At 24.6% G+C, this 12,587-nt stretch carries 10 protein-coding genes; 8 read left to right on the top strand and 2 right to left on the bottom strand.

The window, feature by feature from the left end; translation table 11 throughout:
- Positions 1-2,041: 2,041 nt before the first annotated feature.
- Entirely contained in the window at positions 2,042-3,397 is a 1,356-nt protein-coding gene (locus tag IC758_RS16320; RefSeq protein ID WP_227433892.1) for a peptide MFS transporter, read from the top strand.
- 204 nt (positions 3,398-3,601) lie between these two features.
- Here IC758_RS16320 and IC758_RS16315 read toward each other — a convergent pair whose 3' ends face one another.
- Together IC758_RS16315 and IC758_RS16310 are read right to left on the bottom strand one after the other, a co-directional pair.
- A complete protein-coding gene (locus IC758_RS16315) occupies positions 3,602-4,483 on the bottom strand; it encodes a PhzF family phenazine biosynthesis protein (protein WP_227481982.1) in 882 nt (293 codons plus the stop codon).
- On the bottom strand, positions 4,476-5,222 hold the full coding sequence (locus tag IC758_RS16310; protein WP_227481983.1) for a TrmB family transcriptional regulator: 747 nt from the start codon (positions 5,220-5,222) through the stop codon (positions 4,476-4,478). The genes IC758_RS16315 and IC758_RS16310 overlap by 8 nt, the downstream gene beginning before the upstream one ends.
- 369 nt (positions 5,223-5,591) lie before the next feature.
- On the opposite strand from IC758_RS16310, the gene trxA reads away from it, so the two are divergent.
- The 7 genes from trxA to IC758_RS16280 all read left to right on the top strand — a co-directional run bounded on the left by trxA (position 5,592) and on the right by IC758_RS16280 (position 12,413).
- On the top strand, positions 5,592-5,909 hold the full coding sequence (gene trxA, locus IC758_RS16305; RefSeq protein ID WP_227860595.1) for a thioredoxin: 318 nt from the start codon (positions 5,592-5,594) through the stop codon (positions 5,907-5,909).
- Between the two features lie 129 nt (positions 5,910-6,038).
- The gene (locus IC758_RS21065; protein ID WP_255606358.1) at positions 6,039-6,164 is read left to right on the top strand and encodes a hypothetical protein; all 126 of its coding nucleotides are present in this window, start codon (positions 6,039-6,041) and stop codon (positions 6,162-6,164) included.
- A gap of 772 nt (positions 6,165-6,936) precedes the next feature.
- Complete coding sequence (locus IC758_RS16300) at positions 6,937-7,608, top strand: response regulator transcription factor (protein WP_227433896.1); 672 nt, start codon at positions 6,937-6,939, stop codon at positions 7,606-7,608.
- Positions 7,596-8,660, top strand: a complete 1,065-nt coding sequence (locus tag IC758_RS16295; protein WP_227835174.1) for a sensor histidine kinase — start codon at positions 7,596-7,598, stop codon at positions 8,658-8,660. Before IC758_RS16300 ends, IC758_RS16295 begins: the two co-directional genes overlap by 13 nt.
- Positions 8,661-8,717: 57 nt before the next feature.
- Entirely contained in the window at positions 8,718-10,088 is a 1,371-nt protein-coding gene (locus IC758_RS16290) for an FtsX-like permease family protein (RefSeq protein ID WP_227835175.1), read from the top strand.
- Positions 10,089-10,098: 10 nt separating this feature from the next.
- Positions 10,099-10,785: an ATP-binding cassette domain-containing protein gene (locus IC758_RS16285; RefSeq protein ID WP_227433899.1), complete on the top strand. Its 687-nt coding sequence runs from the start codon at positions 10,099-10,101 to the stop codon at positions 10,783-10,785.
- A gap of 791 nt (positions 10,786-11,576) precedes the next feature.
- The gene (locus IC758_RS16280) at positions 11,577-12,413 is read left to right on the top strand and encodes a PRD domain-containing protein (protein ID WP_227860594.1); all 837 of its coding nucleotides are present in this window, start codon (positions 11,577-11,579) and stop codon (positions 12,411-12,413) included.
- Positions 12,414-12,587: the final 174 nt, after the last annotated feature.

Genomic DNA, 12,587 nt, shown 5'->3' with positions numbered 1-12,587 from the left:
ATTCTAGTGTTAATTGATAAGGTGACTACTATATTAAATAGAAGTCACCTTATTTAATTTTACCTACATCGTAAAAATTTATATTTTATTAAAGTAAAATAGGCTCATTTAAGTTACACATAGTTTTAATTTCTATGTAAAAAATCTTATTTTTAGCTTCATATAAACAAACTTTAACTTAAATTTATCCAGATTATTATTTTTATATTATTGCTAGAATTAAGTATATTACGAAGATGTTTTTAAATATTAACATTAAATTATTTGGAATTATACTAATATAAACATAAGCTATATTTATTATAAATACTACAATTTAGCTATTTATTTAAGAAATAATTATTTTTTATAAATGAAAACATAGATTAGATAAATGCTTCTAGCTTAGAAGAGTACATTATAAATATAATCGACAAAATAAGACTAAATATATCTTTATAATTTGAATTGATATATTTGCTGTATATTTATAGTGTAACTTGAAAAATTATAGATATACAAAATTTAGAGTATTTCTAAAATAGTAATATATAATAATTACTATAGTTTGTTTTTAATCAAACTTTTTTATTTTAATTAAGTAAATATTAAGTTAACAGATAAAAAATGATGGATTTTAAAGAATTTAAATTTATTAAAAAAGTATTTACTACTTTTATTGTATTTATTTGACAATTTTATTGATTGTGTATTTAGAATAATTATGTTTAGGTGTAAATTTAGAATTTATAAGTTTAAGAAATAAAGTTATATCTTAAATATGAAGTATCTCTACTATTCTAAAAATTAATGAAATTTATTAAATTAATCAAAAAAATAACAATCATTTAAAAGTTAAAAATAGTTAATTAAAATTGATTAGAATATCCTTTTTTTTAATTTTATCATTGATAATATTTCTTAAATAATAAATATTCTTTGGTGGAGTATAGTCTAAATAATATAAGTTGCATATCAAAACCCTATCCAATAAATAATATGAATACATAGAACAACAAAATTTCATATCTAAAAAACTATTTTGAGGCTTAGTTTAACTTATATTTCCAGACAAAAAAATTATATAATATACTTGACAAGTATAATTTGATTTATTCTAATTATTTACTGTCGATTATTCGATTTTTTTCTTATTTTTTTGTTGCATATAAGTATGTGTTTATGGTACGATTTACATGGTGAAATAAATAAAGGGAGGTGAAAAATAAATATTCGTGAAAAAGTTTTCAAATTGAGGTATTTTATGGTTAATAAATTATAAATAGTATCACCTCAATTAATAATGTCAAAGCGAATATCTAGGTAATCACTTTAAAACAACAGTTTTTATATTTAGGTTCACAGAATTCATGTGTATGTTTAACAAGAAATAAATTTAATCTGTGAAGAGATAGTAGTTTATTTATTTAAGTTGACAAGTAATTGAATGAAGTATTTAGAAATTTTTCAAAAAAATAAAGACAGTATTTATTTGTATAAATACATGTTGCTTTATTCAAAACTCCTTTAAAAAGGCAATAGTAAGGTGATTACACCGTTTGCCATAAAAGGAGGAATTTAGTTTGTAAAATACTATCAAGTAAAAAAATAAGAATTGCATATAGTAAAGAGTTTCACATTTAATTAGTAGTAGTTAAATTAGAAAAAATTACTAGAGTGATGAATTTAGAAGTTAGATATAAAATTATCCATTGTGTTATGGCAATATTGTATTTAAGCTAAATAATAATTAATGAACTAATAATTTATAGTTTGGTTTTTTGTGGTGTCAATTTATAAAGATAACAGGTTATAAATATACCTGAAAATAATGAATTTATATAATTTAAATTTATAGCTATATTATTTTGAATTTATTGACAATAAAGATGTTAATCTTTATTCCATGAAAACATCTAGATTCTACAAATAAAAACGCAATTATCTTAATAATTATTACGAATTGTTTTACAAAACAATATCACCATATCTTTCATTGAAAGAAAGAGTCTGGATAAAACGTAGAAAATATAAAAATACAATTAAGAAAGGATTTAAACTTATGAGCACAACAGTAAATAAAAAGGGTAAATTCCCTATAGGATTTTATATCTGTGCAACAACTTTCTCGTTTGAAAGAGCAGCATATTATTCTGCAAAGTTTTTAATTTATATATTCCTTACAACAGCAATTGTTAAAGGTGGTCTTGGAATAGATAAAGGACAAGCAGCTATAATGCAAGCTAACCTTGTTGCATTCACATATCTTGCGCCAATAATTGGAGGATATATATCAGATAGATGGATAGGAGCTAGGTATACTATACCTATAGGTATGCTTATCATGGGGATAGGATACTATCTTGGTTCTATTGCAACTACAGCTTCTATGGTAAATGCAATGATAATTCTAGTTTCAATTGGTACTGCATTCTTTAAAGGAAATGTATCAGCAGTAAATGGACAACTTTTTGATAATCAAGAAGAACTTGATACAGCATTCTCAGTACAATATTCTTTTGTTAATATAGGTTCTTTCATCGGAACAACAGCAGTAGGTATACTTTATGCCAATACATTCATGAAAAATGGAGTATATGGTTTCTCTCAATGTTTCTTCATAGCAGCTGTTCTTTGTGTAATTGGTGCAATATGGTTCACATATGGATGGAGATTCCTTGGAAATGCAGGAAAAAGACCTTTTAAAGAAGGTGTGGTAGCTGAGAAAGTTGAAGAAAAAGATAATGCTCCTCTTACAAGTATGGATAAGAAGAGAATTTGGGCTATTATACTTATTTCATTCTTCTCTGTAATTTTCTGGTTATTCTGGTATCTAACTTATCTTGCAGTTTATGATTATGGTGCAGCGTTTGTAAACATGACTATTGGAGGATTTGACATTCCTTTAGCTTGGTTTGACTCATTAAATGCACTTGTATGTATTGTACTAGGTCCAGTTCTTGGAGCGTTATGGTTTAAACTTGCCAGTAGACCACAAGGTGATATAAGTTTATTTAAAAAGACAGGTCTTGGATTAATATTCTTAGGTCTTGCATTCTTAATGCTTGTTGGAGCAGAGCTTACAAGAGGTGTTGGAGCTCCTGAAACTGTTAAAGCTAGTATAATATGGATAATTATGTTTGGTATACTTCTAAGTTTTGGAGAAATGTTATTCTCACCACTTGGGAACTCTTTCGTAAGTAAGTATGCTCCTAAAAAACTTCTAGGTGTTCTTATGGGAGTTTGGACATTTGCTACTTTTATAGCTGGTCAAGGATATGGATATATATATGCATTTACTCTTAAATTTGATATGATTAAAGTATATACTATAATTCCAGTGATACTATTTGTTGCAGCTATATTATTATTCTTATTTGACAAGACATTAAGTAAACTTGTTGAGGAAGATAACTAATCAATAAATAACTATTATACTAATGAGATTAATTTAGTATAGTTATATTGTATTAGATTGATATAAAGCTAATTGGTAATAATCATAAAGTATTACTTTTTAACACGATATATGGTGAAATAAGTTTATTAAATAAAATATATAAATAAAAATACTAGTCAATTAAGACTAGTATTTTTATTTATTGTTAAATCAGATAAAGAATTAATACACAATTTCTCCACTTAAAATAGTATAGGCACTTCCTCCAATTTTTACAGAAGTGATATCATTGTTTTCTTTAGATATATTTACATATACCTTTCCAGGTCTATTTATAAAGTTTCCTTCTTCACCAATAAAGTCAGTTTTATCTAAAATATTGTGTTGTACTATATAAGATGATACACAAGCATTGCCAGTTCCACATACAGGGTCTTCTGTGACTCCAACATATGGAGCTATAGATCTTAAATGATAGTCACAATTTTTATCTATAGTTTCTATACAAAATGGAGTTATTCCAATTAGATTATTATCAGCACTAAATTCTTTTATTTTATTTAAGTCTGGAGAAATATTTTCTAAATCATCTAGAGACTTTAATCCAAAAACAAGCCACCAAATTCCTGTATTTACTTTCATAATTGGATATTCAAGAAGTCTATCTTCTTTTACACCTATCATTTGTGCAATCTCTTTTTTATAGCTATTTAGATTTTCGAATTTAGGAGGATTTTGTTCCATCATAAATATGTTTTCATTATCTATTTTCTTAAGTTCTACAGATAGTACACCAGCTTTTGTCTCTTGATAAAAGATATTCTTATTAGTATTAAGTTTTCTTTCTTCTAAAAGAGCATGGAATGTTCCTATTGTAGCATGACCACACAAGTCAACTTCTAAGCCAGGTGTGAAAAATTGAACCTTGAAATCTGCTACATCAGATTCTGAAACAAATGCAGTTTCTGATAAATTCATTTCCTTTGCTATATTCTGTTTGATTTCATCAGAAATATTGGACGCATCTGTGACTACACCAGCAGGATTTCCTCCAAAAGGTATTGTTGTAAATGCATCAACTTGTTTGATTTTAACTTTATTCATCTTTAAGACCCCCTTTTATTTTTTGTGAAATATAAATTTCATGTTGTATGTATTGATTTCCAATATATAAAATATTAGAATTTTTTGTCCAAATTGAAATAGCTTCATTACCTTCAGATAAATTTCCTGTTAATATTTCAGAATCATCTACAATTAAAAGAATACCTTTATAAAGTTTTTTGTTTTTAAGTGTAGTTTCATTACCTCCATGGATATGAATATTGCTTAGACCTTCTATCTTTTTATCTTCCAAAAGTAGTATTTCAACATTAACATTTTTTTTAGAAGCAGTTAAAAGCTCATCTTTTAGGTCAAGAATTTCTTCATGAGAACAAGAAATTATAATTTCTTGTTTGGCGTTATTTATCATTTCGATTGCTTTTTTTAATATATTTTTAGAGCTTTTTATGTTTAAAACATATTCTATACTTTTTCCTTTATTTAATACCTGTAAGTTGTTTTCTAGTTTGTCCATAGAATTATTGAATTCTTCTTTTTTACTTTTTAGTAATTCATTAGGGTTTATAGGTACATATTTTATAGGATCAGTTTCAATATTGATAATTATATTATTGTTAAGTAATTTTGTTATATTTTCGTAGACTTTTGATTGTGGTACACCTGATAATTTACTTATTTCATAACCAGTTAGAGGGTTTTCCTTTAGTAATGATATGTAGATTTGTGATTCATATTTGGTAAATCCTATGTTTTGTAGTTCGTTAACTATAGTATCCATATATAAACTCCTTTAACAAAAGTATAATAACTACCTTAGTAGGTACTAATATTATTTTATAAAGTATATATATAATTGTCAATCATACAAAGCAAAAAATTAAGTTATAAATTAGAAAAGTTTTTTAGTGTATTTTTGAAATGAAGCTCAAATTTAGTTAACATATATATAAAGTTTACAGATTTCTATAATTACTACATAAGTAACTATTGAATTTGCATAAATAAGTTTAATTAATGTTTGATTATGATGATAATCTTAAGAGTGTTAAAAATAGATGGTTACAAAAAAGTGACTAATTGAACTAGTACATAAGTCGTAGTATATTAATATCAAGAAAACAATAAAATAATAAAGGAGATATATATTATGGCAAAAATAATAAATAACAATGAATTTATAAATGAAGTAAATAACAAAGATGGATTAGTAGTGGTGGATTTCTTTGCTACATGGTGTGGACCTTGTAAAATGTTATCACCAGTATACGAGGCTTTAGGAAACGAAATGTCTGAAAAAGCAAATTTCTTAAAAGTAGATATAGACCAAAGTATGGAATTAGCCCAAAAGTTTGAAGTTTCTACAGTACCAACTGTAATAATATTCAAAGATGGTAAACCTATAGATAGATTAATAGGGTTTATACCTAAAGATAATTTGAAAAATAAAATTGAATCATATATATAACTAATTTCGATTATTTATAAGATTTATTTATGTAGTTACAAATAAGTGCCTAATTGTCAGTGATATTGGCTATTGATATTATATTTATATAAAAGAAAAAAGAAAGGTTACTAGAAAATAGGTGAGATTATGAGATACGACATTGCAATAATAGGAAGCGGACCAGCAGGACAAGGTCAAACTGCTGTATCTAGTGCAATTTCACATTTAGATAAACAGAAAATAAAAAAATCTGTACTTGTTGATACTTATTAAGTAAAAGTAAATAGTAGTACTAGTGGTTATAACTATAAGTTTATATTTATAATATAGTTAATAAATTTTTACATATATTTGAAATTATTATAAGTATTTATTGTTGTTTTATACAATATTAAAAGAAGTATTTAAAGTTAATAAAATAGAAATTACAGATATTATTTATTTAATACACTCCTAACACCAAAAGAAGTTATTTCAAAATAAAGATTTGACTACAGAAAAAAGTGGACTTTATCAGATGAGTCCACTTTTTTTGTAAAGTGTTGAATAGTCTATATGTAAATAAAAAAGGGTATCTCATTTATAATTTAAGAATATTGTAAGACATCCCCTTTTTAAGTGTGCAATAAAATTGTCTTTTTAGCTATTACTTATCTATTACTAAAAAGGAATAAAAAAATTTTATTTAAAAGCCAAATTTTTAATAGCATATAAATAATTCTCTTTCGTATTTTTAAATTTAATAAACTTAAGTTTTAGTTATGAGCTTGTTTAATATAGGTTATGTTCTTGTAAAGAATTTTGTTAATTAATTCTTATTAATCTATATTTTGGAATTATTAAATATGATGAACAAGTTAATAGTTATATTGGTAGAGATATTAAATAGAATATTAATTAAGCATAAATTTGACAAGTATGAATATTTGAATAATAATAAGGTTAGATTTTATATAAGAATTAAATAATTATAATATAATTAACATTCAATAAACATTAATTATATATAATGATTAAGTTGATATTTTATTTAGGAGATGATTATATGAGAGTATTAATAATAGAAGATAATAAAGAGCTTTCTTATAATATGAAGATAGGGCTGGAAAATGAAGGATTAGTAGTAGATATAGCAAATTGCGGATTAGATGGAGAAGAGAAAGCATTTATAAATGACTATGATGCTATATTATTAGATTTAAATTTACCAGATAGAGATGGAATAGAGATATTAGAATTTTTTAGAAGTAATAATCTAAATACTCCTATAATAATTGTAACAGCAAGAGATGGAGTAAATGAATTGGCAAAAGGTCTTGATTTGGGAGCTGATGATTATATAGTAAAGCCATTTCAAATTATAGAATTGAGAGCTAGGATACAAGCAGTTATAAGAAGATTTTATGGTAGGACAAATTCAAATATAGAGGCAGGTCCTCTTACAATAAGTCCATCATCTAGAAAAGTGTATGTGTATAACAAAGAAGTAAACTTAGGAACTAAAGAATTTGATATAGCAGAATATATTGCAAGTAGATATCCAGATATTGTATCAAGTATAGATATATCAGAACATGTTTATGATGAATACTTTGACCCATTATCATCTGTATTAAGGGTGCATATAGCTAGATTAAAAAAGAAATTAAGAGAAGTTGCAGGAAAAGAGATAATAATAACTACTAGAGGGATAGGATATTCTATATGCAAGGATTAAAAGATAAAAAAACTATAGTTTTAATTTTATATTCTGTTATAGTCTTTATAATTTTTACAGTAGGTTTGAAATATATTATAAATATATCTAATACAAGTAAAGAATTAATAGCTAATGATTCAAATTCATATTATGGAACGAATATAGATAATACTTATAACACTATGGAAGATAAGACTTTAGATAAAAGATTAAGTTTTGATTATAATATTGTACTTAATAGTAACTTTAATATAATTATAATGTTATTTTTTGCCTTTACAGTAACCTCTAACTTTATCCTTTTATCAATATTGAATAGACTAGAGTTTAAAGAAAGAATGGAGATATTAAATAATATAAATAATATAGAAGATGAAGACGAAGTGTTGAGTATAGACCCTATTATGTCTAAAGTATATAAAGATTTAAAAGATAAATTTGATTCTCATATTGAAGATTATAAAAGATTAAATTCATATTTATCTCATGAACAAAAAAATGCCATAGCAATACTTAGAACAAGCTTAGAATTAAGCGGAAATGAAGAACTATTGAATACTCTCAATAAAGTTGCAAATAATGTAGAAGATGTACTTGCAATAAGTGATACAAAAAATAATGAAGATATGTATGAAGTTGACATAGCTTTAATATGTGCACAAGTATGTGACCACTATTCTAAAGTATATGCTAATTTAAGTTTTGATTTTGATGAAGATGAAAATATGAGTATCTATGGGAAAGAAAAGTGGATTTATAGAGGTGTATCCAATCTTTTAGACAATGCAATAAAATATGGTGAAGGTAAAGATATATGTGTAAATGTGAAAAATCAAAAAGGTAGTGTTATTGTATCAGTAAGAGATAATGGCATTGGAATGAGCAAACAGAGTATGAAAAAAATATTTTATGATAGATATAGAATAAATGAATTAAATAAAGATGGATATGGTATAGGTCTTAGTTTAGTAAAACATGTATGTAACTTATGTAATGGATTTATATGGGTAGAAAGTGAAGAAGGTAAAGGGTCAATTTTTTATTTAGTATTTAAAGAATATAAAGAATAAATTAAGATAGATATAATAACTCTAAGACACGATTGAATTGGTAAGAGGAGATGTGAAGTGTATATTTTAAATAATGCAATCAAAAACTTACTTAGAAATAAATTGCGTAATTCATTTAGTACAGTTGTTATATTATTGATGGTCTTAGCAATATTAATTTCCTCAATAATAAATTCAAACGTTAATGTGATAAAGGCGAATTATGAGAAAAAATTTGAATCAGAAGTTCAAATTAAGCTTGATGCTAAAAAGATTGTTCAAAGTGATTCAGGAGAATCTCTAATAAAATATAGTAACTTGAGTGTAAATGATTATTTAAATTTTGCAAAGTCAAAATATGTAAAAAAAGTATCTTTTATTGGAAATATCACAGCACACTTTGATAATAAAAAATATAATTCTAATGATGACAGACAAATCTTATATGATGATATGAGGGCTGAAAATTGCGGGATTATGGGATATACAGAAAAGAATGAAAGTCTTAAGCACTATAATCTGGAAAAGGTAAAAGGGCGATTATTTCAAAAAGATAATGAATGTATGGTAAGCGAAGAATTTATTGATATTAATAAGTTGAAAATTGGAGACACGATATCTCTATTAAGTGATTATAGTACTAATACAAAACTGAATTTAAAAATAGTAGGAACATATAAGAAAAAAGATAATAAGAATGTTAACGATATAGAAATAGCTCAAGATGAAAGTATATATGATAATATATTAACTACGTATAATACTTTAGTAGAATTTGAAAAGAAGATTGAATCAGAAAATTCAATAATTTATACAAATGCTAGGTTTTTATTGATAGACTCTAATAGTAGAAAAGATTTTGAGAAAGAGGTAAGAGATAAAGGTCTAAGTGACATTTATAAAGTTACTATAGATGAGTTTGCGTACAGTAAATTAATAACTCCAATGCAACATTTGTCTAATATAGCTTTTACAGTTACGCTTGGAATATTAATATTAGGTTCGATATTATTGATGATAAATTCTATAATATCAATAAAAAAAATAAAGTATTACATTAGTGTGTTAATATTAACTGGAATGCCTAAATTTAAGATAGTTCAGAGTTTCATATGTGAAAGTATTATGATAACTTTAGTATGCCTTATACTTGGAGGAGGAATTGTAAGTATATCAGCTTCAAAACTATCAAATTATGTTTTTGAATATCAAAATCAATATAATGTAATACATAATGTTGATTTACTGAATAATAGAGAATATAAAAATATAGATATAAATAGTGATGATATCAAACAAGAAATAAAAAGTTTAAGAGATAAATTGATTCCAAATCTGATATTTAAGATAATTATTGTAGCGATAATATTGATATTATTAACTAGCATAGTGGCCATATATAGTACAATTGTATATAAACCAATACAGATAATTTATGATAGAAATTAGGTGATGTAGATTGGTAATACTAGAACTGATAGATGTTAATTACAAGTATGAGGGAAGTAATAAATATGTATTAAAAGATGTAAGTGCCAAATTTGAAACTGGAAAAATGTATGTTGTTATAGGAAAGCCTCGGGCAGGAAAGAGTACTTTGTTATCTATAATATCAGGTCTTGATGATTATACTGATGGAAGTATTATTTACAAGGGTAAGGATTTAAGAGATATAAATAAGGATATGTATAGAAATAAAGATGTAGGAGTCATATTTAAAGATTATAACTTATTAAATAATGAAACTATTTTGGAGAATATGTTTTTACCAATGAGAATTAGTGAAAATAAGAAAAAGAATAAGAGGGAAATAGCATGTAAAATTCTACAAAAGGTAGGAATTGATAGAGAAAAAGTACTGGATAGAGTAGAAAACTTATCTTATTATGATAAACAAAAAGTGTGTATTGCTAAGTCATTATCTAATAATCCTGACTTAATAGTATGTGATGATATTATAGAAAGCACGGATGATAAAAGTGAAGAAAGTCTAATAAATGTGTTTTACAATTTGGCACATAAAGATAATAAATGTGTGATAATAGCAACAAGTTCAGAGGAAGTTGCTTTATTTGCTGATGAGATATGGGGAATAAATAATGGAAAATTAATGTTTATAAAAAGTAAAGAAAAGAATATGGATTAAACTTTAAAGAAGTTGTTTCAGTTTATATTGAAATTATATGAAAAATATTTAAATTACACGAAAATGAGCTACAGTTGGGGGGAACTGTAGCTCATTCTATTTTGGGGGAGATAGGTTGAACTTATTGGTTATCCGTATCATATTTTTAGTATAGTCACTTATTTTAGATTATATACATTTTTTTATAAATTTTACATAAAATGTTAAATGTTATAATTGCTTAGATATTATTAGAAGTGATAAAGTTATAATTAGAGAAAATTAATGAAAAAATGTATTATAAATAATTGGAAAATATTATATAAGGTATTAAAATATTAATGTATTTACAGCAATTTAGGAAAAAATACGAAATCTATTCATAAATACAAAATAAAAATATAATTTAAAAAATATTTGATAAAAATTTCATATAAAGAATATTTTATATTAATCTCATTTTAGGTATATCTATTAAAAAAAAACTTATAATACAATATAATTTAAATTTCAATAAATACTTAATAAATGCGCATTTAGATACTTGAAAATACTGGAAAATATATGGTGTAATAAAAAATCTTGAATAACTTTAAAGAATTGAATATATATAATAAATATTTAAATATATTTAAATAAAAAAATACAAAAAACGACAATTATATAGTGTGCAATTAAAATATTTTGCAATTGTAGTATTATAGGGGAAAATGCAAAATATATGCGAAAGTGAAATTTTAAATATTGACATTAAATTAAATATAATATACTATGTAAGTGTGATGAAACATTTTTTTCAGAGGGGATTTATAGTGAATATAAAAAAAGTATTTAATAACAATGTAGTAGTAAGCTCCCTAGAAGATGGCACAGAAATAATTGTAACTGGTGCTGGAGTTGGATTCAAGAAAAAAGTAGGAGATTTGATAGATGAAAGTTTGATTTCTAAGAAATATTTTGTTCAAGATAATCAAAAAGACAAATACAATCAAATACTTAATAAAACCTCAATTGAATATTTTAAAATTTCAGAAGAAATTATAGAAAAAGCTAATGAAGTTTTAAATACTCAAGTAAATGATTCAATAATATTGGCTTTAACTAGTCACATAGAATTCGCTGTCCAAAGAGAAAAACAGGGTATAAAATTACCAAACCTGATACTTAATGAAACAAAACAACTTTATAGAGAAGAATTTGAATTTGGATTATGGGCAATTGATGAAATTGAAAAAAAGATAGGTATAAAGTTGCCTGAAGATGAAGCAGGCTATATTGCTATTCATATAATCAATGGATTAGAAAATTCTCAAAAAGATGAAGGTATTAATATACTAGAGTTTTCAAAACAAGTTGTTCAGATAATAGAAGAAGTACATGGATTTAAATTAGATGTAAACTCACTGAATTACTCTAGGCTTATAACTCACTTAAAGTTTTTCGTTCAAAGAATTTTAAGAAAAGAAACTTACAAAGATAGTGATGTTGAAGATATGTATAAACTAGTAAATAAAAACTATAATAAACCTAAAGTATGTACTGAAGAAATTGCAGCATTGGTATTAGACAGATTTGGATATAAAATTAGTAAAGAAGAAGAATTATATCTAATGATTCATATAAATAAAATAACAAACAGTGGTTGTTAGGATTGTAACTGATAAAGCAGGCAAAACCTAAGTCATTGAACTTAATTTTAGTTAAGTTTTTTGATTTAGGCTTTTTTATTGAATACAGACAGTGACTTTTAGGATTGTAACTGGTTAAGCAGGCAAAACCTAAATCATTGAACTTAATTATTAGATTAAGTTTTTTGATTTAGG

The organism is Clostridioides sp. ES-W-0016-02 (assembly GCF_020641035.1).
GTDB lineage: Bacteria > Bacillota > Clostridia > Peptostreptococcales > Peptostreptococcaceae > Clostridioides.
This window is presented reverse-complemented; position numbering and strand designations above follow the sequence as displayed.